This is a genomic window from Desulfoluna sp., from assembly GCF_030145185.1.
Taxonomy (GTDB): Bacteria; Desulfobacterota; Desulfobacteria; order Desulfobacterales; family Desulfolunaceae; genus Desulfoluna.
The window spans coordinates 1-25,705 of record NZ_JAQYWB010000056.1; the positions used below are offsets into that span (position 1 = coordinate 1).

The 25,705-nt window shown below is 54.9% G+C and carries 15 protein-coding genes; 8 read left to right on the top strand and 7 right to left on the bottom strand.

From position 1 onward, the window contains the following. Positions 1-96: 96 nt before the first annotated feature. A complete protein-coding gene (locus tag Q1Q75_RS16595; protein WP_300672880.1) occupies positions 97-423 on the bottom strand; it encodes a hypothetical protein in 327 nt (108 codons plus the stop codon). A gap of 70 nt (positions 424-493) precedes the next feature. Next, the gene (locus Q1Q75_RS16600) at positions 494-1,945 is read right to left on the bottom strand and encodes an SEC-C metal-binding domain-containing protein (RefSeq protein ID WP_300672882.1); all 1,452 of its coding nucleotides are present in this window, start codon (positions 1,943-1,945) and stop codon (positions 494-496) included. A 1,053-nt stretch (positions 1,946-2,998) separates the two neighbouring features. Here Q1Q75_RS16600 and Q1Q75_RS16605 point away from each other — a divergent pair. The 4 genes from Q1Q75_RS16605 (at position 2,999) to Q1Q75_RS16620 (ending at position 13,017) form a co-directional block, all read left to right on the top strand. Next, entirely contained in the window at positions 2,999-6,850 is a 3,852-nt protein-coding gene (locus tag Q1Q75_RS16605; protein WP_300672884.1) for a DUF2339 domain-containing protein, read from the top strand. Between the two features lie 408 nt (positions 6,851-7,258). Continuing rightward, complete coding sequence (locus tag Q1Q75_RS16610; protein ID WP_300672886.1) at positions 7,259-9,214, top strand: hypothetical protein; 1,956 nt, start codon at positions 7,259-7,261, stop codon at positions 9,212-9,214. Positions 9,215-10,329: 1,115 nt separating this feature from the next. Then, complete coding sequence (locus tag Q1Q75_RS16615) at positions 10,330-10,941, top strand: peptidylprolyl isomerase (protein ID WP_300672889.1); 612 nt, start codon at positions 10,330-10,332, stop codon at positions 10,939-10,941. A gap of 198 nt (positions 10,942-11,139) precedes the next feature. Further along, complete coding sequence (locus Q1Q75_RS16620; protein WP_300672891.1) at positions 11,140-13,017, top strand: long-chain fatty acid--CoA ligase; 1,878 nt, start codon at positions 11,140-11,142, stop codon at positions 13,015-13,017. A 195-nt stretch (positions 13,018-13,212) separates the two neighbouring features. Here Q1Q75_RS16620 and Q1Q75_RS16625 read toward each other — a convergent pair whose 3' ends face one another. The 3 genes from Q1Q75_RS16625 to Q1Q75_RS16635 all read right to left on the bottom strand — a co-directional run bounded on the left by Q1Q75_RS16625 (position 13,213) and on the right by Q1Q75_RS16635 (position 16,131). Beyond that, positions 13,213-13,884 (bottom strand): NAD(P)/FAD-dependent oxidoreductase, encoded by a 672-nt coding sequence (locus tag Q1Q75_RS16625; protein ID WP_300672893.1) that lies wholly within the window; start codon positions 13,882-13,884, stop codon positions 13,213-13,215. A 624-nt stretch (positions 13,885-14,508) separates the two neighbouring features. Then, positions 14,509-14,682 carry a hypothetical protein gene (locus Q1Q75_RS16630; RefSeq protein WP_300672895.1) on the bottom strand — a complete coding sequence of 58 codons (174 nt, stop codon included), beginning with the start codon at positions 14,680-14,682 and terminating at the stop codon, positions 14,509-14,511. Between the two features lie 261 nt (positions 14,683-14,943). Continuing rightward, the gene (locus Q1Q75_RS16635; RefSeq protein ID WP_300672897.1) at positions 14,944-16,131 is read right to left on the bottom strand and encodes a GGDEF domain-containing protein; all 1,188 of its coding nucleotides are present in this window, start codon (positions 16,129-16,131) and stop codon (positions 14,944-14,946) included. Positions 16,132-16,632: 501 nt separating this feature from the next. On the opposite strand from Q1Q75_RS16635, the gene Q1Q75_RS16640 reads away from it, so the two are divergent. Both Q1Q75_RS16640 and amrA read left to right on the top strand, forming a co-directional pair. Continuing rightward, positions 16,633-18,627 (top strand): U32 family peptidase, encoded by a 1,995-nt coding sequence (locus tag Q1Q75_RS16640; protein ID WP_300672899.1) that lies wholly within the window; start codon positions 16,633-16,635, stop codon positions 18,625-18,627. Positions 18,628-18,729: 102 nt separating this feature from the next. Beyond that, on the top strand, positions 18,730-19,314 hold the full coding sequence (gene amrA / locus Q1Q75_RS16645; protein WP_300672901.1) for an AmmeMemoRadiSam system protein A: 585 nt from the start codon (positions 18,730-18,732) through the stop codon (positions 19,312-19,314). On the opposite strand, the gene Q1Q75_RS16650 is transcribed toward amrA, so the two are convergent. Beyond that, positions 19,283-20,185 carry an alpha/beta fold hydrolase gene (locus Q1Q75_RS16650; protein WP_300672903.1) on the bottom strand — a complete coding sequence of 301 codons (903 nt, stop codon included), beginning with the start codon at positions 20,183-20,185 and terminating at the stop codon, positions 19,283-19,285. The genes amrA and Q1Q75_RS16650 overlap by 32 nt on opposite strands. 417 nt (positions 20,186-20,602) lie before the next feature. Here Q1Q75_RS16650 and Q1Q75_RS16655 point away from each other — a divergent pair, with 417 nt between their 5' ends. Beyond that, positions 20,603-23,158 (top strand): response regulator, encoded by a 2,556-nt coding sequence (locus Q1Q75_RS16655; RefSeq protein ID WP_300672904.1) that lies wholly within the window; start codon positions 20,603-20,605, stop codon positions 23,156-23,158. Further along, entirely contained in the window at positions 23,139-24,044 is a 906-nt protein-coding gene (locus Q1Q75_RS16660) for a diguanylate cyclase (RefSeq protein WP_300672905.1), read from the top strand. The genes Q1Q75_RS16655 and Q1Q75_RS16660 overlap by 20 nt, the downstream gene beginning before the upstream one ends. 39 nt (positions 24,045-24,083) lie before the next feature. On the opposite strand, the gene Q1Q75_RS16665 is transcribed toward Q1Q75_RS16660, so the two are convergent. After that, the gene (locus Q1Q75_RS16665; RefSeq protein ID WP_300672906.1) at positions 24,084-25,436 is read right to left on the bottom strand and encodes a sigma-54 dependent transcriptional regulator; all 1,353 of its coding nucleotides are present in this window, start codon (positions 25,434-25,436) and stop codon (positions 24,084-24,086) included. Between the last annotated feature and the right edge of the window lie 269 nt (positions 25,437-25,705).

The following is a 25,705-nucleotide window of genomic DNA, read 5'->3' on the forward strand; positions in this document are numbered from 1 at the left end:
CAAGAAAAATCTTCCTTTTTTGTCCCAAAAAAGAGTATTTTTCTTGACCCCATGCTCACTTCGGATTTGAGAAAAGCGTGGTTTTTGAGGAGGAAATTAATATTTGCCCTTGAGGCCCTTACCCACTCCAAATGGAAAGGAGCCCATATTATCAAGATGCTTTTGTTTTCTGTGAGTGTACGTATCCTTAAAAATTAAAGCGTAATCAATAATGATAAGTATCAGAACCAAAATGATTAAAATCTGCCAAACACAAAAAGCCAATAATTGGTTTTCAGAAAAAAACTTGGACAGAGAGCTCATTGGTAATGCTTTTGTCAGCTTATCTGAGGCTATAGGTGTCCCAAGCAACGCAAGTAGCGACCACTGAATAACTTTAGTCGGGAACATTCTTCTTAGAATTGAGACTTCTTCTTTATTCATATTCCCTCATAACGACGCTTTTCAGCGGGCGTGGCTTTTTGCGCTCCGCTGAAAAAGCCTTGTTAGCTGATTATAAACAACATTTTTTATATTTTTTGCCAGAGCCACAAGGACAAGGAGAATTGCGACCAATTTTGAGTTTTTTGCTTTTGCTTTTTGGCTTAGGGAACTCTGTAGAAGTTTGTTTGTATTGCTTCATATTGCTTGTACTAAAAAAATTCCAATCTTCATTTAATTTTTCATAATATTGTTTTTGCTCAATAGGCCAATCTGAACAATCCATTAGAATAAAATCTTCTGAATTTGATTCTGAAAACTTCGGAGCATCAATTGCAATACCGACGATTTTTGTAAAATTTTGAAATTTATTTTTTGCCGAACCACAAGCAATTTCAAGGAGTGTACGCCTTTTTTCTCGATATACTTCGTAAGAGTCTTTATTATCAGGTATGTGAAGCTGCATAAAAACATATGCAGTACTTTTTATAAATGATGGCATAAAGGATACTTTTCTTGAAAGTTGAGATCCATCATTTGGAAAAGTTTTAATCGATTCAATAATTTTATCTGAAAGTGAACGGCGGTGAAATCTAGGTTCTTTTGCCATTTCATGAATGGCACTTTTGCCGTTAAGGGGGCTTTCACCGAGTATGGTACCTTCTAAAGTGAAATTACTGGTTCTTTGAATAATTTCGTCCCAGAAATATGAATTCCTATCAGCTCTTTTTTTTCTAAGATATACTTGGCTTTTACAGAATGCGTACCATTCCCCTTCACTGATGAATATTCCATTGACCTTTTTATCGAGTGTGCCTATATAATGTTGATTTTTGGAATCATCGAAGTTCGAGTAATAATGTGCTAATAAATCTTCTTCCCCACAATATGAAATAATTGTGTACTTTTCTAAAGCTGATTCTTTTGAAGTTAAATAGGCCGTAAAATCATAATAAGTATCTAATTCGGATAATATCATTTCTAAATTCTGACTATCAAAAACATGTACTGGCTTATCTCTCTCTAATTCTAAGAAAAAAGGGATCGTTGCTCTAGTGCGTCTATCACCGTAAGCAATTGCTAAGATACCATATACATTGTCTCTTGATGCATTCTTACATGCTTCTTTTGCACCATGAGCAACAATAATTTTATGAAAAACAAATTCATTACTATCAATGTATAGAGGAAAAGGTTTGGAGAGATCTTTGTCTAAAAATATACCTCTACCACTTTTTATGTATCTTTCCGCTCCATGAGCAGTTTTAATTTGGGCTGTAATAGATTTTTTTACCCATCTTTTCCATGCTACTTCAGAGTCTTGAATTCCCTTTTTCAGAGAAAGATTTTCTCGGTCAAAAAAAATAAAGACATGTTTATCAAAGACAGCAATAAGATCGCACAACTCATCTTTATTTTCATTAAATGGGTTGGGGTATGACCATAATTTTAAAAAAGTACGATCACACAAATCAGATAATAGTTTTTCTGTTTCAGTAAAACCTTCAGATTTTTGAATATTCATTTAACTATCCGTTTCTATATATTGTTACTACATATTCAGCTAACAATTATTAGCGGACAATTCCGTCCCATATCCCCCTCTCAGGGGTAAATACAGACAGAATTGTCGCATATATTCCCTTCATTTTATGGAATATGCGATAAAAGTGTCCCGTATTCCATTTTTATTAGACATTTCTGCCTGATAACACCCTCTCAAGGATAAAAACAGACATTTTTGTCCTCTATTCCGCTTATGGCAAGAATACGGGACAAGAACGTCCTATATTCCCCGTGTTTCGCGTTTTTTCAGACACGACTCAGTGAGATGAATTTGTTTTCAATCATCAACAGTGTTCCCTTAACGGCCCGAATAATGAGCACAAAACAGGCCCATACCTTTGTATTCACAAAGATTTAATCTTTACTCTCTGCCCCCTGCAATTGCAAGAAGGTATTTTTAAATTCCTCTCCACGCGCCCAATGTCTTGACGAGGTACGACAAAACATCCGTTTCAAACACGGCCCGAGAACCGCTATTCGGTTGAACAAAGGAACCCAAATAACCTCACGGACGTGGCCATACACACCGCAATACCAACCCCGACAACTCCTGCATCTTGCGACGCACGAGGCATTCCCTCACCCTCCACGCGAATGCGGACGCATTTCAGCCCGAAGTGACGTCACCCGTAGCGCATTCGCAAACCCGCTTTCAAGGTGGCTCCACCTTGCCGCCGGAGGCTTCTCTTCGTATCATTTCATTTCCCCACCCCCTCTCAAATCACAGCCTATTGACAAGAACGTTGAAAGTTGATTTGGAAACGGGGATGAAAGTGCGATTGCAACTCTCTTTGGACCTGTTTATGATGAAGACGCGTTGACGCTCTTCGCGGCTGAAATAATTCAGAAGACAACCGCTTTCACCGTGCTTCCGGTGGGATCGCTTTTCGGTACATTTTATGTTCCTCGGCCCTTCACAAGGCCTCTCTGGTCGAGCGCAGTGATGGGCTACCCGGGAGCCCTTGACGATCGATCATTCTTCTCAGCTTTTGGCCCTTTTTATGGAGCCCCCATGACCCTCTTCCTCCTCATCATTTTTGCTCTTTGCGTTTTTATAAAGATGAAAAGCATTAACAAAGCGCTCTCAAAACGCATCGACGCTCTTGAACAGGATGTGCAGCGGCTTTACGCCACGCGCGTTGATCCGGGGATAGGCGATGCGGAGCCTTCGGCGACCGAGGCCGAAGAACCGACGCCGCCCTCTCCCCGGGAGGCACCGGTGCGGGAGATGATTCTTGAAAAGGAAGTGGCGGCGAGACCGGTTTCATTGCCGCCAAAACCGGCGCGACAGCGCGTGATGCGGGGGCTTCTTTTGACGCCTCCGGGGCTTTTTATCAAAGTCGCGGACCGGCCTTCGACAGAGGCCCTGTCGGCTCCCAGCGCCCCGCAATCCACCTGGGCCTCTCAGTGGCAGAGTTTTAAAAAGAACGTGGACTGGGAGCTCTTTGCCGGGGCGCGACTCTTTGCGTGGATGGGGGGGCTTGCTCTTTTTATCGCGGCTGGATTCTTCGTCAAATACTCCATCGACAACAACCTCATCCCCGCCCAGCTGCGACTCGCCATCGGGGCTGTGACCGGCATGGTTCTGTTGATCTCCTCGGGCCGCATAAAAACCGAGCGGTATGACATCCTGCGGCAGACTCTTGCCTCCGGGGGCATCGGTGTTCTGTACAGCGTGGTTTTTGCCGCCACCCTCTATTATCAGTACATTCCGAAAACATTCGGGTTTGGCCTTCTCTCCCTGATCTCGGCCACGGCCTTTGCGCTCTCGGTCTTTTACAAACGCATCTCCATTGCCATTTTGGGTGCCCTGGGTGCCTTTGTCACCCCGCTTCTGGTAAGCAGCGGCCGGGGCGACCTCATTCTTCTTTTTCTCTACCTGGCCGTTGTCAGCATCGGGCTCCAGCGGGTCTCGCGCTACTTGGCCTCGCCCTTTCTGCTGTTGGTTGCCGCCGCAGGCACCCTGTTCACCGCAGGATGCGCCACCTTCGCCTCTTTCGCTTCGTATGGATCCAGCTCGGCCCTTTCCATGGCCGTGATGTGGAGCGCCATCCCCGTCCTTTTTGCCCTCTTTCTCTCGCCCGGTGACCTCATGCCGGAGAAGAACCAATCTATTCGATGGGCGGGATTTTTATCCTTTCTGCCCTCCCTGGCCGTGGCGATGGTCATGATCCTGGACCGATCAGGCTGGCACCCCCTGCTCATCCTCACCGCCGCCTCAGCCGCTGCTCTGGCCCTGGGACTCCAGAACAAAGGGTGGCACCCGAAGGTCGTCCCCTTCTCCGTCCTCACCTTTGTGCCCGCCCTTGCCTGGGCCGCCACCCGGTTCAATGCCCAAAGCGCCTCGGTGAGCTACCTTCTCCTGCTGATCTACGGCGTCACCGGCGGCCTCGGCCCCGTGGCCCTGATGATCCGCCACGGACACAACCCCACCATGCTCCGCTGGCTGAAACTCTTTCCCGCAGCGGTGGTGGGCGCCTCCCTTCTGAGCCTTTTCAGCACCCCCTTTCACAGTGTTCTCTTCTGGCCCGTCATGCTGGTCCTTCAGCTGGCAGGCATCGGGGTAAGCCTGGTGGTCGGTGCCGTTTTTCAGGTGCTGATCCTGATCCTTCTCTTTATCGGAGGAGGCTTGTTCTGGCTCTTCTCCAGCCCCCCGGAATTCATCGGGATGGGTTTCTTCCTCTTTCTCCTGATCGCAGGTGGCCTCCTCGCAGCGGGCATGATCGCCTTTATCAAGATGCTCCCCAAAATCGCCGCATCCCTGAAGATCCCAGCTATCCCGGGGAAAAAGCCACGCATTCCCAACATGGACCAATGGCTCACCGCCGCCCCGTCCGTGGGCGTTTTTCTCCTTCTGGGGGCGGCCTTTGCCGTGCCGCATCCCCACTACCCTCATGCCGGTATGGTCACCCTGGTGGCCTTCCTCGGACTCTCTCTCTTCTTCAGCCGAAGAGTGCGCTTTCAGCCCTCCGGGATCATCGCCATCCTCGCTGCGGCCACCGCCCAATCGGCCTGGGTCTTCAGTCATGGAGGGACGGAGCTCCTTTTTTCTGCTGTGGCCTGGTCCTCCGTCCTCTTCCTTGCCGCCCTGGTCCTCCCCTTTGTCTTCTTCCGAAAAGAAGACGAATGGCACGGCATCTGGAACAGCGCCGCCCTTTTTGAGGTGGCGGAGATGCTCTTTCTTCTCTACGCCGCCAAGCGCCTCTGGCCCGGAGACCTCTCCGGATGGCTGCCGCTCATCCCGGCCCTTTTAAAACTCGGCCCCGTGGCGCTTCTTTTAAAAAGGCTGGAAAATACCCCCCATCGAAACAGCATTTTAGCGTTTCACGGCGGAGCCCTGCTCTTTTACCTCTCCACCCTCCCCGTGCTTCTGCTCCCCCATGGCTGGATCGGTGTGGCCCTTGTCTTTGAAGCCTCTCTTCTCCTCTGGCTCAACCGGCGCATCGAGCACTCCGGCCTCCGATGGGTGGCCCTTTTCATGGCCCCCTCCGGCCTTTTGGTCCTCTTCACCGCCCTGCCCCTCATGAAAGCGGCGGGGAGCCTTCCCGTCTTGAACCCGGCCTTTTTCTCCGTCGCCGCCTGCACCGCGGCCCTGGGCGCTGCCGTGAAACTCAGCCCCTGGCCCACACGCAAACTCCGTCGTCTGGACCTGCCCAACACCTTTCTCTGGATGAGCCTCGGCACCGGCTTCTATCTCGTCAACCTGGCCATAGCCGACCTCTTCTCCGGCCCGAGCGAGGCCTTTACACTTATCCCCCAGGGGGATTTTAGCCACTGGGCCACTTACGCCCTGGCCTGGGCAGGCTTCGGCGCCATCACCTGGCGCATCACCCGGCTCCACATCGCCATGAGAATCGCAGGGCTCCTCCTCTTCATCTCCGGCAGCTCCGGCCTCCTCCTCCTGCCCATGCTGCTCCCCGAAGCCATCGCCACCATGGGCCCCTGGGTGAACCCCGCCCTTTTCATCTACCTGGCCCTCATCGCCATGATTTACCTGACCTTCAAAAAGGAGCCTTGGAGCGCTTTTGGCGGTCTCTCCCGCAACCTCTTTCTGGCCTTTCTCCTATTGGCCGGTTTTATGCTCCTCGCCTTGGCGTCCAGCACCACCTTAGCCACCGGCCACGCGTTCAGCGCTTTTTTGAGCCAAACGCCCCAACGTGCCGTGGCCGCTGCCGCCGCCTGGATTCTCTACGGAACCGCCATGCTCTTCTGGCCCAAACGCCTGGATCGCCCCTTTCGATTCACCGGCCTGATTCTCATCTTCATTGGCCTTCTGAAAAGCCTCGCCTTTCCCTTGAGATTCAGCACCGCCTTCGGCCTCATGACCCCGCTGGTCAACACCCCCACTCTCCTCTACGCAGGCATCTTAACCCTGTTGACCCTTTTCACCGCCCAACCCCGGGCCACCCCCTGGCCCCTCCCCAAGCTGGAGCAAAAACCCTTCTGGGGCGTCACCCTCGCCCTCACCGGCTTTGCTATCCTGAACATTGAAATCGCCAGCTTCTTCGCCACCACAGGCCAACGATTCAGCTTCCTCACCCAGGGAAGCCTCTCCAAACAACTGGCCTACAGCATCGGCTGGATGCTCTTCTCCATGGGCCTCCTCGCCGTGGGCGTTAAAGGGAAAGACCCCAAAATCAGATGGGCCGCCATCGCTCTTCTGGGCATCACCTGCCTTAAAATATTCATCCGAGACCTCTGGTCCCTCGGCCAACTCTACCGCGTCGGCTCCTTTGTGGGCCTGGCCATCGTCATGATCCTCGTCTCCGTCATCTACCAGAAGTTTCTTTCGGAAGAGGATGGAAATGGGCAGAAAAACGGGAATGGACAGAAAAACGAAGAGCGGCCTCCGGCGGCGAGGTGAGCCACCTCGAAAGCGGGTTGCGACAGCGGGAAAATGAGCCGGGTTGGTCGGCGTTACCGTACGAAAGGATGTGTGAGGGGGGGGATTTTTTTGATGAAATGGAAAGGACGTTTGTGATGCATCCGCCTTCGTACTCTTCGTATTAAATACGATTTATATCACACAACTTGTTCCCAGGCTCCGCCTGGTAACGCGCTCCGGAGGCTCTGCCTCCATGGTGAATGCTCTCAAGATAGATTTATCTCGACACGCACCTTGTTCGACGCCCGTTGCCCACACATCAACGGTGAAACCACACAAACCCTAAATCACTGCGGTTGCGCTTGGCCCCTCAGGGCTAAGCGCAACCGCAACCCGCTTTCAAGGTGGCCCACCTTGCCGCTGGAGGCTCTTTTATTTGGAGTTCATATGAAACAAACGCAGACCCTTTTCATCCTTTTTATCCTGCTTCTCACCGCCCTTCCCCTTCATGCTGATGAGGCGTGGAAAACCAGGGCCTATGTCCATGCGGCTAAAGCTGAAATCACCGAAGCGGTGTTGCCGCCCGAGCTTTTCATGGCGGTGGAGACGATGCAGGGGCGGGATCGGATTGATCTGGCCCTTGCGGGGCCGGACGGAAGGCAGCGGTCCTTTGAGCTGTTCTGGGGAGACCCCTCGCGGGTGGTCCGGTTCAGCCTGAAGCCAGAGCGGATGGAGCTGACCGATGAGGGGGAGTTTATCTGGGAAGGAAAAGCCCCCAAGCCTGAAATTGAGACTCTTTATGTGACCATCAGAGATCAAAAATTTGTGGGGCAGGTGGATGTGGAGGCAAAAAGCGGCAATGCGTGGGCCGTGCTGGCCAAAAACGCGGCGCTTTTCAGGTCCGGGGGGCAAACGCGGGCTGAAATAGCCATCAAAGCGGGGCAGTATCAAAAAATACGGCTGAGGTTCAGAAGCTTTGATCGGGCATTCAAGATGAAAGTCCTGCCCGTAGACAGGGTAACAGCGTCAGGAAAAACAACGGGCCGTGATGATGCCAAAAAGACCATTACCCCAGAATTTCATACCGCCGAATCCGGAGAAATCACCGAGATTCGAACCCTTCTTCCCGGCTCCGGCCTTTTTATCGATACGGTAAACATGATCACCGAAACCCAGTTCCAGGGCCACTGGCGCGTCGGGCGGGAGATTATTCAAAACGGCGAGCGCACCTTTGTGCCGGTTCAAAACGGCTCCATCTCTACCGTCACCGCCAAGGGCAACGCGTTGTCCTTTAAGATCAATAAAAAATGGCTGGGGAAATCCCTGGTCATCAAGCTCGATCCACAGGGAAAGTATCTGGGAACCCCCACCGCCTTTACCGTGGGCCTTTTTCTCCCCCGCATCGTCTTCTCCGCCGACAAACCCGGCAAGTACATGGCCGTTACCGGCACCGGAGAAAAGGAAAAAATCCTCTCAAGACCCGGCTCGAATACCAGAAAAATCGACCAGTCCCTCTTCTTCTCCAAGCCCGAGATCAACCCCAACCTCACCGAGCTCGCCCTCACCGACAAATACCAACTCAAAGGCGGCCCCTTTAAAAAGGATGGCTTCACCTGGACCGCTGCCATTCCCATCGACACCCCCGGATACTACCGGCTCTCCTTTCCCGTGGAGGCGAGTCTTGCCCCCAACCGGACAGGGGTTCGGCTCGCACAGGATAAGACGCAAATCCCCTTCTTCATGGATCGCACGGAAAACGTCACACTCCCTCTCACCCCGGCCCCCGAGTACGACGAAACGCTCAACCAGACCACCTGGCCCCTCACCCTTCCCCAGGCCTCTCCCTGGTGGGTCTCCCTCAACCTGAGCACCACGGGGATCTTCAAACGCACCGTCACCCTCCAGGTCCCCAAGCCCGGGCAGATGGGCTGGGAAACCAGGCGCGTGCTATCCTGGGAAAACCCCACAGACGAAAAAACCACCCTTAAAATTCCCCTCTCCCACTTCCCCAAAGACCAGGACCAACTGCGCATCGTTATCAACCACAACGACAACCAACCCCTCTCCATCAACACCATCGAAGCCGTCTACACCGCCCCGGCCATCTGCTTCCTCGCCCATGCCCCCGGCACCCTCACCCTCAACGGCGGACACCCCACCCTTACATCGCCCACCTATGACCTCTCCCTCGTCCAAACAAAACTCCTGGAAACCCTTCCCACCCCCATCCAGGCCGAAATCATCACGGAGGTCTCAAAACCCTTCTGGTCCGGCGACTGGATGAAACAATTCCAGGCCAAAGGCTGGGGTCTCTACGCAGCCCTGGGACTCGTGGCGGTGGTCTTGCTCGGAATCATCGGAAAAATGCTGCCGGCTGCAGAAAAAGAGGGGGATAAGAGATAAGGGATAAGGGTAAGGACAGGGGCAGGCCTCCGGCGGCAAGGTGGAGCCACCTTGAAAGCAGGTTTGCGAATGCGCATCGGGGGTCGTCACTCCGGGCTGAAATGCGTCCGCATTCGCGTGGAGTGCGTGGAAACGCACAGTGCGTCGCAAGTGCAGGATCTGCCGGTGATTCTGTATGGGCGAAGGGAGGAAGGGATAAGGAAAAGGGCAGGCCTCCGGCGGCAAGGTGGGGCCACCTTGAAAGCAGGTTTGCGAATGCGCATCGGGGGTCGTCACTCCGGGCTGAAATGCGTCCGCATTCGCGTGGAGTGCGTGGAAACGCACAGTGCGTCGCAAGTGCAGGATCTGCCGGTGCTTCTGTATGGGTGAAGGGAGAGGAAAAGCGGGCCTCCGGCGGCGAGGTGGGCCACCTCGAAAGCGGGTTTGCGAAGGGACAGGTGCCAAGCGCTCATAAAGGCCGCGAGATACCCGTGGCCGCTATGATACAGAAGGGAAATATAACTCCAGGCATGGATCCCCGGTCACTTGGTGATACAAGAGGTGGCGAGTATCGGGCTGTAAAACGGCACAACCGAATCCATTTTCCCGGGCAGCCGGGGAAGACGAGGAGGGACGGAAGGTATCATGCTCTGTACCCTTTTTTCGCCCGGCCTTTGTCTTGTCCACGCCGGCCTGTATCTTTCCCACGCCGGCCTGTATCTTTCCCACACCGTCTTCGTCTTTCCCACACCGGCCTGTATCTTTCCCACGCCGTCTTCGTCTTTCCCGCGAAGGCGGGAACCCATCTTGGTTAGAAGAGACTGCCGGGCTTTATGAAACGGGTGTTGATTTAAACGCAAAATGCATCCGAAACCTGCTTTCAAGGTGTTTTTGCCTGAGTGCCTTCCGCCACCCTTGCCGCCGGAGGCTTCTTTTGGAACGGAACAGTTACAACTGTAACGTTGGAGCCTCGGTATGTTTAAAAACTGTTTATCAAACTTTTCAAAAGTTTGGCCCCCGGCAAGGCCGCCGGAGGCATCCCGGCCCTAATTTTTTTTCGATTTGTAATTTTAAAGGGTGTACGATAACTTTCACGAAAATCAGAAATTGCTGCACAAACCTATCAGGAGAGAAATATGAAACTTTTTAAATCGTTGGTGGTCTTCAGCCTGGGTATTTTTATCTTATTTTCCTCTGTCGCCCTGGCCGATGAAACAAAAAAAACCACGGGAATAAAAGCCGTGATTGAAACCAGTCAAGGCGTGATCAATTTAACTCTTTACGCAGAAAAAGTGCCCCTCACGGTTGCCAACTTTGTGAACCTTGCCAACCGAGGCTATTACGATGGGTTGACATTTCATCGCGTCATGAACAACTTCATGATTCAGGGTGGATGCCCCCTGGGAACAGGAACCGGAAACCCGGGCTACAAATTTAAAGATGAATTTCATCAGGCGCTTATTCACGACAAGCCAGGAATCCTTTCCATGGCAAACGCGGGTCCGAACACAAACGGGAGCCAGTTTTTTATTACCCACAAAGCAACGCCGTGGCTGAATGGAAAACATTCCGTTTTCGGTGCGGTTGTCAGTGATAAAGACATGGCTGTTGTGAATAAAATCAGGCGCGGCGATAACATCATAAAAATCACCATCACAGGCGATACAACGGCCCTGTTAGAAAAAGAAAAGGCCGCTGTCGCAGCCTGGAACACGGTCTTGAATGTTTCCTATCCGGCAAAAAAATAGCCCCGACCGCTTGGGTGACTGGAAATAAATCAACGAAAAAAAAGCCTCCGGCGGCAAGGTGTACCACCTTGCCGCCCTGAATGTCCCTCGACTCGTCTTCACCCCCCATGCCCTCCGTTTTGATCCTTCCTTGCCATTTTGAGTAATCATGTTCTATTATTGAAACGATGATTACACTTATTACCCAAAAGGCATCATATGACATCCCACCACCCCGCTGAATTTCAGGCGTATCTCCACCGCGAGCAGCACATGGCCCGTATGATTCGACGACGCATCCCCGTGTACGGCAGCAAAGTGGCCTTAAAGGACCGGGCAGACGGCCCCTGGATATCGGTGACCTGGAAAGAAATGGGAGAGATGGCGGACGGTCTTGGCCGGGCGCTGCTCGCCTGTGGCGTGGATGTGGGAGACCGGGTCGGGATTTTTTCTCAGAACCGGGCGGCGTGGACCCTGGCGGATCTGGCGATTCTTTCGGTGCGGGGGGTCACGGTGCCGATCTACCCGACCGACTCGGCGGCGGAGGCCGCTCATATCATCCGCGATGCCGGTATCAAGGTCCTCTTTGTCAACGACCAGGAGCAGTACGACAAGGCCCTTCAGGTGATGGAATCCAGCGCGGTGCTGCGCATTCTCGTGGCTTTTTCTCCAAACGTGCAGTTCAAAGAAGGCACGGAGAGTTTTTCCTTTACCGATTTTCTCTGCCGAGACCTGAACAAGGCCTTTCAAGAGGTCCTGGAGAGCCGTCTGGACGAAGCGGCCACCTCGGATCTCTACACCCTGATTTATACCTCAGGCACCACCGGCACGCCCAAGGGGGCGATGCTCACCCACGAAAACATCCTCGCATCCCTTTACGGCACGGGCTATCCCATGCCCGTGGGAGACAAAGACGTCTCGTTTGCCCTCCTGCCTTTAAGCCACATCTTTGAAAGGAGCTGGACCTGGTTCATGCTCTCCCTCGGCGCGGAGAACCATTACTGTCATGACCCCCGTCAGGTGGAGGATTTTCTTGCCGAGGTGAAGCCCCATTACATGGCCAGCCCCCCGAGGGTCTGGGAAAAAATATACGGTACCCTCCAGGAGAAGATTCAACGGGCATCGAAGCAAAAACAGGCCTTTTTTCACTGGGCCATCAAAACGGGTGGGGCGTACCACGGGCTCCTGAATTCAAAACACCGCCCCAGGCGTTTTCTTTCGCTGAAGTATGCCATCGCAGACAAGCTGGTGTTATGGAAAATTCGGGAGAGGGTGGGGGGACGGGCCAAGTTCTTCCATGTGGGTGGAGCGGCCTTAAACCCAGAGATCAATCAGTTTTTCATCAGTGCAGGCATTCGACTCGGGGTGGGCTACGGCCTGACGGAAATTTTCCCCATCTGCGTCTGTGCCCCCAAAGACATTGGTTTCGGCACCAGCGGCAGGCCCATCCCCCTGGTGTCTGTACGGATCGCCCAGGACGGAGAGATCCAGGCCAAAAGCCCTTCTTTAATGCAAGGCTACTGGAACAATCCCGAGGCCACGGCCGCCTGCCTGACCTGTGACGGATGGTTCAAAACCGGAGACCTCGGAGAAATCACCCACCAGAGCCACCTCCGGGTCACTGACCGCATCAAAGAACTCCTCATCACCGCCGGGGGCAAAAACATCTCCCCCCAGGCCATAGAAGCAGCCATCACAGAAGATCTCTATGTGGAGCAGGCCATGGCCATTGGAGACGGCAGGCCTTACATCTCGGCCCTGGTGGTCCCCTCCCTCCCCATGCTCGACGCCCTGGCCGAAGTCCTGGGACTTCCAGAGATGCCCAACGAAGAGCTTGTCACCCACCCGGAGGTTATCGCCTTCTACCGGGGACGCATCACCGATCACACCCGCCACCTGGGCCGCGTTGAACAGATCAAACGCTTTGCCCTCCTGCCTGCCGAGCTCACCCAGAAAGCAGGGGAGCTCACCCCCACCGCCAAACTCAAGCGCAAGGTTATCTTAGCGCACTATGCCGATACCATTGAGGCCATGTACATCGAACCTCACGAAAAAGCGTCACAGGAGAAAAAACAGCCTCCGGCGGCCAGGGAATAATCCCCTGAACCCCATAAGGCCTCCGGTTCGATCCGTCTTATCCGCCCCTTCCCCTTAAAATAAAAAAGCCAAAACCCTTTCCCCCATGCAAGGAGGGGAAAGGGTTTTGGCTATCGAGAAATCTTTGCAGCTTATCGCGGCGACGACGCAAACCCGCTTTCAAGGTGGCTCACCTTGCCGCCGGAGGCCCTTTTTTTAAGCGGCCGCTTTTTCGCCGGCCACGGCAGCCTTCACGACATCAAGGCCGACACGATCGATCATGCGACCCAGGCGTTCGAGTTTTTTGCCGTTCTCTTTGTAGTAGGTGACCAGGCGGTCGAACATGGCCAGTGCCTCTTCGGTCTCAAGGTTTTCGGCGATGATGTCGGCCAGGCGGGGACGCCCGCTGCCGATGCCACCGGCCATGAGGGTCCAGCCGTTTTTTGTACCGGCCAGGGAGGCATCTTTGATGCAGTTCTCGGCGCACTGGTTCTGGCAGCCGGAGACGCTCATCTTGGTTTTGCTGGGCAGCTCCATGCCGTGGTATTTTTCATCCAGGGTCATGCCGAGGGTGAGGGCGTCCTGCTTGGCCATGGAGCAGAAGGTGGTACCGGGGCAGGCTTTGATGCTTCGCACGACTTTGCCCACGGCCTGGCCGGGGACCATGGCGAGGTCTTCCCAGGCTTTGGCCACGTCCTCTTCCTTGAGGCCCACGATGGCGATACGGGCGGCGCTGGTGATTTTAAGAGCGGCGGCCTCATATTTTTCAGACACATCCGCAATTTTACGGAGGGTGTCGGGGGTAATCACCCCGCAGGGTACGTGGGGAACCACGGCGTAGGTCTCTTTGTCTCTCTGGCGAACGATGGAATTTTCCTGGATTGTCATAACTCTTGTCCCTCTGAACGAATAAATTTTATCTTGTTAACTATGGAAGCGGCCACTGGAGCCCCGAATAAACGCCGAGGCGTCACTGAATCACGCTAAAAAATGCACGCACAATACCTTAGATCAAAAAAATAAAAGCCCTCAGGTGAGGGCGGTAAGCCCCCGATGAAAGCGGGGTGCCCATGGCGGTCCTGCAGGGCATCACAGCGTACCGAGGCCCGACGGCTGCCTCTGGCAGCTGTCGGGCCGACTTTACACAGGCCCCCATGATCTTAGGGGTTTTATAAAATTCTGACAAAAAAATCAAATAGGGAGAGTGCCTTCAGGCATCACACACCCAGCCCGGATATTTCACGAGTCGAGGACACCCATATTCAAGGCATCAGAGCTGCAGATGTAGTGGTTTACCTCAAAGCTCTGATAACGAAGAAGATGGGTGCCCTCGGCTCGCCCGAAGGGTGAGAAAAGCGATCAGAAAACCGTGAATTACATTTTCCATTTTTGAAATATCTAAATTTTTACAGTATATACTTGTAATAACATAGGATTGATTTGGTATGATCGTTTTCTCATGAAATATCCGGGCCAGGGACACGGCGCGTGAAATGCACCCCCCCTCGCTGTTCAGCAAGAGCGCAGGCGGGCATTTCCCTGCCGGAGAATCTGATTCACGACGTGGGGGATAATCGCCTCCTCACCGGGTTCGATAGATTCACTGACGGCGGCAATCAAGGACTCCAGGGTTACCTCTTCCAGGGACACTTCATATGGGGTCGTTCGGGATTCGATGGCGTTCATGCCTCACCTCCGAGTTGGGGTTAATGATAATGATGCCTAAATCTTAATGCATATGCCGTGCCAAACAAGAAAATTAAAAATAAAGCGACGTAAATCCAAGTTCTTACGCACGGTTTCCATCAAACCGAACCCTGTCTCTCTCCTGCATCAAGACAAAGCTGTCTCATCTCCTTGTGACACTGAGTAAAAAAAACACACACCCGCCAAGCGGTGAGAAAAATCACCCCAGACCACCGCAGGCCTGGATAGAAAAGAGACAGTTTAGCGATCCACCCGATAGATTTCGACCCGATTGCGCCCCCTGCTTTTGGCTTTGTACAAGGCGGCATCGGCGCGATTCAGCATCCCTTTCACCGAATCTTCCTGATCTATTTGTACCTCGGTCACGCCCATGCTGACCGTCAGCGAGAAACGCAGCACGCCGGTATGAATCACATGGGCCGCCACCTGCTGACGAACACGTTCGGCCAGCATCCAGGCTTCATCCTGGCGGGTTTCCGGGAGCAGTATCGCAAACTCCTCGCCCCCGAGACGCACCAGCAGATCTGAACACCTGAGCTGCTTTTCCACCACCCGAGTCAACTCGCAAAGGGCGATGTCGCCTCCCTCGTGACCGTATCGATCGTTCACCTTCTTGAAATAATCAATATCGAGCATCACCAGAGAAAAGAACACCCCGTATCGGCAGGCACGACGCCGCTCCATCTCCGCCACCTCCAGAAACTTGCGCCGGTTCCCCACGCCGGTAAGGCTGTCGGTGATGGCCAGGTGCTCCAGGTGACGATTGATTTCGTTTCTCTCCTCCACGTCCCGACGCAGGGATTCGTTCGACCGCTGAATGGCCTCCATCTCGAAAAAGCGCTGCCTTCGCCATCGGGCCATCTGAATAAACAGGGCAAAGCCGAGGCCGTTGACGACACACAACAGGAGAATAAGTGGAAACAGGTCTGCCCAGGTGCGCCCCCCCCAAAGGGTCAGGATGGCAAGACAAAGCACCGAGATAAGACCCGCCGCAGCCAGGATATACCGCCAGGCAAGGGGAGCCACAAAATAGAAGAGGAACACAAACAGGAGGGTAAAAGGGATGGAATTCCCGGCCCACGGCCGGTGGATAAACACGGAGGTGATCGATTCGCAGGCCCCGACGCACAGGATAAAAAAAGCCATGACCCCGGGAACTCTCCGCAGGACATGGCCTCGCGCCAGAAGCATCAGAGGAACAAGCCCCATGGCGGCCGTCACCCCACGCAGACAGGAGAGGACACGGACGGTGGGGCCCCAGCCCTGTTCGACAGGCAAAGCAAACCCTCCAAGGAGAAACCCCAGCGCCAGGAGGACACAGATACGGGAGAGCCCACGCACCATCTCCGGCCAGAAAGAGCCCCGGTACGCACTCTCCGTCTCCCTGTCGGCAAACTCACCGACCCATGTAAACCGTAAATCACCCATCACAGATAAACTCTTCGAGAAAAGTGGAAGGGATCCCTTCAAACAGGTATAAAAACAAGCATGACGCCCCCTGTCCAGGAAACGATAACAGCCTAAAAATCCATTCACAATCTACACATGCGACCCCACGCATGTCCGAACAACTCTGGGTATCAAATTTATCATCTGTTCTCAACACCCCTTTTTTTTTCAGAGCATTGACTCTTCCTGTATCAGATAAATCACGCCAGGGGGGGAAGAAACGGTGTCACCCATTGAATCTGTTTACTTTACCTTCAAATTTGATATTCTGTTTCCGTTGTGTTCCCCCCATGGTGGTGACCACAAATAAATCACAGCATCCCTCGGCCCTTCTTGCTTACAACACGCCGGAAAAATCAGGATGCAGACCTCAACTGGCAACACCACGACGCCTCATCGTCCCTTTGATTACCGGCATGAGGTGTTTTACATTTAGGGGGCAAAACAGCCGCGAACCCTCGACAACAAAGGAGTCACACCATGCCGGAAAACGGCATCACACATAATCCGCCTAAAATCCTGGCCCCGGCCGGAAGCAAAGACGCGTTTCTCGCGGCCCTGGCCGCCGGAGCCGACGCCGTCTACTGCGGCCTGAAGAGCTTTTCCGCCCGCATGGAGGCCGATAACTTCTCCATGGAGGAGCTCGCCGCCCTGACACGCCTCGCCCATGAAAAAAATGCCGAGGTGTACGTCACCATGAACACCCTGCTCAAGGAGCATGAGCTGGAGCGGGCCTTAAGCCAGCTCGAAAAACTCGCCCGACTCGTGCAGCCAGACGCCATCATCTTCGCCGATCCAGCCATCCCTGCCCTGGCCGCAGCCGCCGGGTTCAAAGGGGAGCTGCACCTCTCCACCCTGGCCAACGTCTCCTTTACGCAAGGATTTTCCGAAGCAGTCGCCGCCACAGGTGCCAAGCGCATCGTCTTGCCCCGGGAGCTCAACGTCGAAGAGATCAAAGCGGCGGCCGAAGCGGTCCCCGACGGCATCGACCTGGAGGTCTTTATCCACGGCGCCCTCTGCTATGGGGTTTCGGGACGCTGTTACTGGAGCAGCTACATGGGCGGCCGAAGCAGCCTGCGCGGACGTTGCGTCCAGCCCTGCCGACGGCTCTACAAGCAGGGCCACAAAAATGAGCGGTTCTTCTCCTGTCAGGACCTCTCCCTGGACACCCTGGTCAAGGTCCTCCTGGAGATCCCCCAGGTCACCACCTGGAAGATCGAAGGGCGTAAAAAAGGGCCTCATTACGTCTACTATACCACGCTCGCGTACAAGATGCTGCGGGACAACGGCAAAGACCCACAGGCCAAGAAAAGCGCTCAGGGCCTATTAGAGCTGGCCCTGGGACGCCCCAGCACCCACTACAACTTTCTTCCCCAGCGCCCCTTCAATCCCGTAGACACCAAGGCTCAAACGGCCTCAGGCCTCATGATCGGCAAGCTTCAGGGCTCTTACAAAGAGGCCTCGTTCAGCCCACGGGAAGCCCTGCTCCCCGGCGATCTCCTGCGGATCGGCTATGAAGATGAAAGAGGGCACCTCATCCGCCGCGTCAAGGGCAGCGTGCCCAAGCGGGGCACATTCAACATCGCCCCGCAAAAAGAACGCATCCCGGCCAAGGGGACCCCTGTCTTCCTCATCGACCGCCGTGAAAAAGGCTTGAAAGATGCCATCGCAGCCCTCGCCAAAGAGGCCGACGCCTTCACCATCGAGCCCGTGTCCGCCGCAACGGCCAAGCTCCCCAAAGTGATGCGCTACAAGCCCAAACGAGGTGACCGATCCACCACGCTCTATCTCTTCCGTGAGGATCGACACGGCCCCAAGAATACCGAAACGGCCACCTGGATCTCTGAAAAATCCGTCCCCAATACCCGCAAAGCTGGCGTGGGCGGACGCTGGTGGTGGCTCTCCCCCGTCATCTGGCCCGACGAAGAGAAGGACTATGCGGCCCTGGTCAAACGTCTGGTCAACTTCGGCGCCAAAAATTTTGTACTGGGTGCCCCCTGGCAGATCGCCCTCTTCCCCGAGGCCAAGCGAAAAGGACTCCACCTCTGGGCGGGTCCTTTCTGCAACATCGCCAACACCCTGACGGCGGATGCCCTCAAAAAAAGGGGCTTCACCGGAATCATGGCCTCTCCAGAGCTCTCTGAAGAAGATTTCAGAGACCTGGCCCAGGCCTCCCCCCTGCCCACGGGCGTGGTGGTGGCCGGCTACTACCCCTTGACCATCGCCCGGACCCTGACCCCCGACTTGAACCCCCACGAACCCTTTGCCAGCCCCAAAGGCGAAGAGGCCTGGGTGGCCAAACACGGAGAGAACCACTGGATCTACCCCAACTGGCGAGTGGACATCACCGATAAATCCTCCGACCTTAAAAAATGGGGGTACTCCCTCTTTGTCCATATGCACGAACCCATTCCCAAAACCGTGAAGCTTAAAAAACGACCCGGAGAGTGGAACTGGAATATCCGGCTGCTATAGGGCAGAGTCACCACGAAAGTAAAAGACAAATGGCCATGGCATTTTCCCCCTCGCACCGGGGGATAAAATGCCATGGCTTTGAATGATAATCAGGAGGTCCCCATGGCAACCGCCCCCATCCCCCCCCTTGACCGAACCCAGGGCATGGCCCTTGTAAAGCTGGCGCGCAGAACCCTGGCCGAAGCCCTCCACATCCCCTGGGACCTGACAGAAGCGGAGCCCCTTTCTACAGATCCCTCCCTTGAAGAAAAACAGGCCACCTTTGTGACTTTAAAACGACAAGGGAAGCTGAGAGGCTGCATCGGGACCCTGCTTCCCGTCACCACCCTTCGGAACTCGGTGAAAGACAACACCTTTGCCGCCGCATTCCGCGATCCTCGGTTTAACGCGGTGCAATCGGGCGAATTTGATGAGATCGAGATCGAAATCAGCCTCCTCACCTCACCGGCCCCCCTCGCCTTTGACTCCCCCAAGGCCCTTCTCATGAACCTGCGCACAGGACTTGACGGGGTCATCATAAAAAAAGGCGGCGCATCGGCCACCTTTCTCCCCCAGGTCTGGGAACAAATCCCCAACCCGGAAACCTTTCTCTCTCAGCTCTGCCTCAAAGCCGGCCTCTCCAAGCAGGCCTGGCAGGAGCCCGGACTGGACGTCTTCACGTATCAGGTTCAGTATTTTCACGAATAGCGATCGTATCAAAGACCCGCCCCAAAGCAGCCACAATTTTTTCCGGGCAGTCCTCCTGAAGGTAATGGGAGGCATCGTTCACGCGCTCAACAAAAATATCGGGGAAATAACTCCGCCACCTGTGAATATACGCATCGCTGCCAAACGCCGGATCCTTCGTGGCCCAGACCATCTCTTTGGGTACCGGCTTCAACAGCTTCAACTGGTTTTCAATGGCGGCCAGCCAGGCGCTGGACTTTCGAATCTGATACGGAAACTCGGCGGTCCCCCGCCGGGACTCGTAGGTAGAGAAAGGCGAAAGGTAGGCATCGATCACGTCCGGGTCATACTTCGACGACCCGGCGATACCCCAGGGCAGCACCTTACGGGCAAACACATTGTGTTTCTGATGCATCCATTCCCGAAACGGCCCCCCCATGACCCACGAAAAGAGGCGGGCGTTCATCAGGGGAGCCCAACACCAGGTGTTTAACAACAGCATCCCCGCCACCTTCTCCGGTGCCTCCACGGCGATGGAAAGACCAATGGGCCCGCCCCAGTCCTGCATCACCAGCACATACCGATCCAGCGCAAGGTGAGCCAGCAGGGCCTTGACCCAACCGGCATGCTCCGGCGGGGTGTACCCATAGCCCTTGGGATGATCCGAAAACCCAAACCCAGGATAATCCGGTGCAATGCATCGGCAGGTCCCGCGCAGCTGCCGAATCACCTTCCGATAAAGAAAGGACCAGGTCGGATTGCCATGAAGCATCACCACAGGCATCCCTTCCCCCTCATCGATATAGTGCATGCACGCCCCATCCCATTCATACCAATGCGATTCAAACGGATAAAGAACATCATCCACCTCAAAACGACGTACACCGGGCATAGCCGCCTCCTGATTATCGGTTGGAAAACATGGATGGCTTCTGTTGGGGATATTCCGTATAAGATACCTCTTTTTAAGCAAAAATGAAACACTGCGTCAGAGGCATCACCTATACCCCCGGCGGCACGACCCACGGCAAAGGCAGGAGAACCGCGGGAGAGGTCCACGCCTCCAGCCTCCCATGCCCCTTGACCCGCCCCGCCAATACAGTTAAACTATTCAGTAAAGAAAATAGCCTGTAAAATCAGGCCATGCCACACAGCCCCCCCTGCCCAGCGCCTCACACAGTCCCCCTGCCTGTCCAAAAAATGCAGCCGGAACGCCTGACGTCACACAGCCTGTTCATAAGACATCCCGTTGATCATAAGTCCCGGTCCACCCGACCGCCCCCCTGCACCCCAAGGTTAAGGGCACACCATGTCGCTGAAACCCAGCCCTTTAGAACTCGAACACCGAATTAAACAACTCGAACAGCAAAGGGACACGTACAAGCAAGCGGCCACCGAGCTGACCCTGAGCGAAGCGCGATATCGCACCATTGTGGAGAGTATCGAGGACAGTTATCTGGAGGTCGATCTCAAAGGCAATTTTCTCTTTTTCAACAACGCCTTCTGCCGCCTCCTGGGATTTTCAAAAGAAGACCTCACCGGGAAAAATTACCAGGACTTTCTGGACCCGGCCAACACCCAAAAGGTGTTTGAAATTTTCACCACCGTATACAGCACAACCCAACCCGCCATCGGGGCAACCTGGGAGATGATTGGAAAGGACGGGGTCGCCCGGCACGTGGAGACCTCGGTCTCCCTGATCAGAGATGAAAGCGAAGAGATTGTGGGTTTTCGCGGCATCGGCAGAGACGTCACCCGCCAGAAACAATCCGAGACGGAGTTAAAGGAGATCAACCAGGAACTCCAGCAGGCCATCGAACAAGCCCGGGCCATGGCACAACTCGCTGAAACAGCCAACACCGCCAAGAGTGAATTTCTCGCCAACATGAGCCATGAAATCCGTACCCCCATGAACGGAATCATCGGCATGACAGACCTCGTCCTCGACACCGCCCTGACCGACGAGCAGCGCGACTACCTGGAGATGGCTCAGATGTCGGCCACCTCTCTCCTGGGCCTGCTCAATGACATCCTCGATTTTTCCAAAATCGAGGCGGGAAAAATGGAATTGGAGGCCATTGAATTCAATCTGCGGGTGACCCTGGAAAACACCCTCGACACCCTCTCGCTCAAGGCCCGTGAAAAGGGCCTCCAACTGATCTGTGACATTCCCCCCGAGGTGCCCACGGCCCTGATCGGTGATCCGGGGAGGCTGCGTCAGGTGATCGTCAACCTGGCAGGAAACGCCATCAAATTCACCGACAACGGCGAGGTGGTCGTCCGGGTCGAAAAAGAGCAGGAGACCCCGACCGGGGTCACACTCCACTTCAGGGTGGCAGACACCGGAATCGGTCTCCCCCCGAGCACCCGGGAATCCATCTTTAAAAGTTTCAGTCAGGTGGACGGCTCCACCACAAGAAAATACGGGGGGACTGGCCTCGGGCTCTCCATCTCCAGACAGCTGGTGGAGCTGATGGGTGGAGAGATTCACGCCGAAAGCCCGAACCCATGTCTTAAAGCCCCCCCCTTATCCCCAGAAAACGAGGACGCTCAAAAAAACGGGGTGGGAAGCGTTTTCCACTTTACCGCGCATTTTGAGCTGAACGGTCCAGAAGAGACAGCGCCCCGCCCCCTTAAGCGCCAGGACCTGGCGGGACTGCCCGTCCTTGTGGCGGAGGGCAACGCCATCATCCGAGCCCTGCTCCAGGAAAGGCTCACCACCTGGGGCCTGGTGCCCACCTCCGCGGCCACAAGCCAAGAGACACTGAATCTGGCCGCCCAGGCCTTTCATGACGGAACCCCATACCGCTTGGCTCTGCTGGACAGACACATGCCGGACATCGACGGATTTCAGCTGGCCCGGCTGATCAAGGACGCACCCTTTGGTCAGGGGATAAAACTCATCCTGCTCTCTGCCACTGGCGAGAAGGGAGAGGGCCAGCGCTGCCGGGAACTCGGCATCGAAGGCTATGTATCCAAACCCGTCAAGGCCTCAGAATTCCTCGACACCCTCCTCATCACCCTGGGGCTGCCGGAAGATGAAAAAAGGGGCGTTATCACGCGACACACGGCATGTGAACTTCGAAAGCAGCTCACCATCCTGCTGGCGGAAGACAACCAGGTCAACCAAGCCCTGGCCGTCAACCTCCTCCAATCCAGAGGGCACCAGGTGACCGTGGCGGTCAACGGCAGAGACGCCGTGGAGGCCTTTCACCGAGGTCACTTCGACCTGATCCTCATGGACGTTCAAATGCCTGAAATGGACGGTTTTGAAGCGACCCGGGCCATTCGGCAGTCGCCTCCCAAAGGGCCGACCATTCCCATCGTAGCCATGACAGCCCACGCCATGAAAGGCGATCAGGAAAAATGCCTTGGGGCAGGCATGGACGATTATGTCCCCAAGCCCATCAAACCTGAGATTCTTTTCCGCGTGATAGAGGCTCTGACCCAAGACATCACGGAGAAGAAAGGCCGTGAGGGGATATCCCCGCCAGCCTTTCAACCCCGAACCTTTGATCTGGCCAAAGCCATGGAGACCGTGCTGGATGATCAAGACATTTTTCAGGAAATTGCCGAACTTTTTTTCCAGGAGCTGCCCGACCTCCTGAAGCGCATCCGGCAGAACATCGCAGACAAAGACAGCCACGCTCTGGAGCGAATCACCCACAGCCTGAGAGGCTCCGTCAGCAATTTCGACGCCCGAAAAGCCTGTGACTCTGCCCAGCGCCTTGAAACCCACGCAAAACAAAACAATCTGACGCTGGCTGAAGACGAGTTTTCCACACTGGAAAAAGCACTCGGTGACCTGACCCATGAACTCAAACTCACCTTACAGGGAATGAATCATGAAAATCCTGATCGCTGAAGATGACCCCATATCCCGGCGCGTGCTTCAGGCCAACCTCCTCAAATGGGGATACGATATCACCGTGGCCGTCAATGGCCGCGAGGCCTTTGACATCATCAAACAACCCGAGCCCCCCAGCCTTCTGATCTCAGACTGGATGATGCCCCACATGGACGGCCTGACACTCTGCCGCAACATCCGATCCTTAAATATCACACGCTATATCTACATCATCCTCCTCACCACCAAAGGAGAAAAACGAGACATCATTCAGGGCCTGGAAGCAGGGGCCGATGATTTCCTCACCAAGCCATTCAATCAGGAAGAGTTGAAATACCGCATCCTGATCGGCCAGCGCATCATCGAACTGGAACACCGGATTCTCCAGCTGGCAAACACCGACCCCCTCACCGGCATGATGAACCGCCGGGCCTTTATGGAGCAGCTGGCCCAGGAGACTGACAGAGCGCACAGGGGCCAGACGCCACTCTCCTTTCTCCTCACCGACATCGACCATTTTAAACAGGTCAACGACACCTATGGTCATCAGATAGGGGACCTGGTGCTTCAATGTTTCTCAAAAACCCTGAAAGAGGCACTGCGAACCTATGATTTTCTGGGACGATACGGGGGAGAAGAGTTTGTCATAGCCATGCCGGGGGCGGATGACACCCAGGCCGAATACATCGCAGAACGTTTGAGGAAAAAGGTGGAGGAGATGGAGATCATCCGGCCCGACACGAAGGAGCTCATCCGAATCACCTCAAGCTTCGGTACCGCCGCCTGTTCGCTTTCCCCTCTGGAAACCATCGATTCCCTCATCAAACGAGCCGATGATGCCCTCTACCGGGCCAAGAGTCAGGGACGAAATTGTGTGTGCCGAGCAGAAAAGCCGAAGGGATGAAAAACGAAAAACTGGGCGAATCTCTGGCGCCTGGCCCTCTCATGCTGTCATGCCATACTTCTCGAGGCGATAAATCAGCACGTGCCGGGGAACACCCAGGAGTCGAGCAGCCTGGGAACGGTTGCCTCCCGAGCGATCAAGCGCCTGGCGGATGAGATCCTGTTCAAGGGCCGGGAGGCTGAGCCCCTCCCGAGGGAGGCGGAAGGCCCTGGCCTGGGCGTCACCTGCCGCCCCGACCAGGGCAAGATCCGGGGTGTCGATCCTCTCACCGACGGCGAGTATGGCGCAGCGCTCCACCACATTTTTGAGCTCACGGATATTGCCGGGCCAGGGGTGGGCAGACAAGGCACGGATGGCATCCTGGCTGAAAGAGAGGGTTCTGCCGGCGCGCAGGGCAAAGGTGGAAAGAAAATGATGGGCCAGAACCGAGATTTCATCGGGCCGGTCCCGCAAAGGGGGAATCTGCAGGGGCACCACGCCGATCCGATAAAAGAGGTCTTCGCGAAAGCTCCCGTCGCGAATCGCCACGGGCAAATCTTTGTGGGTGGCAGACAGGAGGCGAATATCGCAGGAGATGACTTTCTGGCTGCCCACGGGCTCTACCTCTTTCTCCTGGATGGCCCGCAGGAGTTTGGCCTGAATGCTCAAGGGGAGATCCCCGATCTCATCGAGAAACAGGGTGCCTCCGTCTGCGGCACGAAACTTTCCGGGCTGATCCTGCACCGCCCCGGTAAAGGCGCCCTTCACATGCCCGAAGAGCTCACTTTCCACCAGATTTTCCGGAATGGCTGCGCAATTGACGGTGATCAGAGGACCGCGGCTGCGGGAACTTTCCCGATGAATCATACGGGCAACCACCTCTTTGCCGGTCCCGGACTCCCCGGTAATCAGAACCGGGGCCTCACTTTTCGCCACACGGACGGCGGTGCTCACAAGCTGCTTCATGGCATCGGAAGCCACCACAGGGGCCTCGTGCCCCCTCATGGTTTCAATCTCATCAATGAGCTGCCGGTTCTTTCGCTGGAGGGACCCCATCTCCAGCGCCTTGCGACAGGAGAGCCTTAAGGCGTCCCGGCTGAAAGGCTTGGTAAGAAAGGTAAAGGCCCCGTGCTTCATGGCGTCCACCGCCAACTCAATGGACCCGTGGGCCGTGATGACAATCACCGGCACATCCGGGTTGATCTCCTTCACGGCCGAAAGAACCGCCAAGCCGTCCATCCCGGAGAGTTTCACGTCCGTCACCACCAGATCCATCCATTCCTTCCGAAACAAAGCCAGACCTTCCTCCCCACTGCGAGCCTCAATGACGGAAAACCCTCCCGTGGTCAGGTTGTGCGAGGTGACGGCCAGAAGGCTCTCATCGTCGTCAATCAGAAGCAGGGTACCGGTCATGGAATCCTCCAGAATAAAATCAAAAGCGGCCTCCGGCGGCAAGGTGAGCCACCTTGAAAGCGGGTTTGCGAATGCGAGACGGCTGTCGGTACTCAAAACACCTCGCGTCCGCATTCGCGTGACGGGTAAGGGAATGCATCGTACGTCGCAAGTGCATGAGCTGCCGGTTTTTCCCTGCCAATTGACGGGATGACATAAACCGGGATAACTCTGGCGGCAAGGTGGCGAAGCCACGGTAGAAAAATCCGTTTTAACCGCTGGGGCTTAAG

Coding starts and splice junctions, on each gene's coding strand:
- Q1Q75_RS16595 (WP_300672880.1), bottom strand. CDS start 423: ATGAATAAAGAAGAAGTCTCAATTCTAAGAAGAATGTTCCCGACTAAA.
- Q1Q75_RS16600 (WP_300672882.1), bottom strand. CDS start 1,945: ATGAATATTCAAAAATCTGAAGGTTTTACTGAAACAGAAAAACTATTA.
- Q1Q75_RS16605 (WP_300672884.1), top strand. CDS start 2,999: ATGACCCTCTTCCTCCTCATCATTTTTGCTCTTTGCGTTTTTATAAAG.
- Q1Q75_RS16610 (WP_300672886.1), top strand. CDS start 7,259: ATGAAACAAACGCAGACCCTTTTCATCCTTTTTATCCTGCTTCTCACC.
- Q1Q75_RS16615 (WP_300672889.1), top strand. CDS start 10,330: ATGAAACTTTTTAAATCGTTGGTGGTCTTCAGCCTGGGTATTTTTATC.
- Q1Q75_RS16620 (WP_300672891.1), top strand. CDS start 11,140: ATGACATCCCACCACCCCGCTGAATTTCAGGCGTATCTCCACCGCGAG.
- Q1Q75_RS16625 (WP_300672893.1), bottom strand. CDS start 13,884: ATGACAATCCAGGAAAATTCCATCGTTCGCCAGAGAGACAAAGAGACC.
- Q1Q75_RS16630 (WP_300672895.1), bottom strand. CDS start 14,682: ATGAACGCCATCGAATCCCGAACGACCCCATATGAAGTGTCCCTGGAA.
- Q1Q75_RS16635 (WP_300672897.1), bottom strand. CDS start 16,131: ATGGGTGATTTACGGTTTACATGGGTCGGTGAGTTTGCCGACAGGGAG.
- Q1Q75_RS16640 (WP_300672899.1), top strand. CDS start 16,633: ATGCCGGAAAACGGCATCACACATAATCCGCCTAAAATCCTGGCCCCG.
- amrA (WP_300672901.1), top strand. CDS start 18,730: ATGGCAACCGCCCCCATCCCCCCCCTTGACCGAACCCAGGGCATGGCC.
- Q1Q75_RS16650 (WP_300672903.1), bottom strand. CDS start 20,185: ATGCCCGGTGTACGTCGTTTTGAGGTGGATGATGTTCTTTATCCGTTT.
- Q1Q75_RS16655 (WP_300672904.1), top strand. CDS start 20,603: ATGTCGCTGAAACCCAGCCCTTTAGAACTCGAACACCGAATTAAACAA.
- Q1Q75_RS16660 (WP_300672905.1), top strand. CDS start 23,139: ATGAAAATCCTGATCGCTGAAGATGACCCCATATCCCGGCGCGTGCTT.
- Q1Q75_RS16665 (WP_300672906.1), bottom strand. CDS start 25,436: ATGACCGGTACCCTGCTTCTGATTGACGACGATGAGAGCCTTCTGGCC.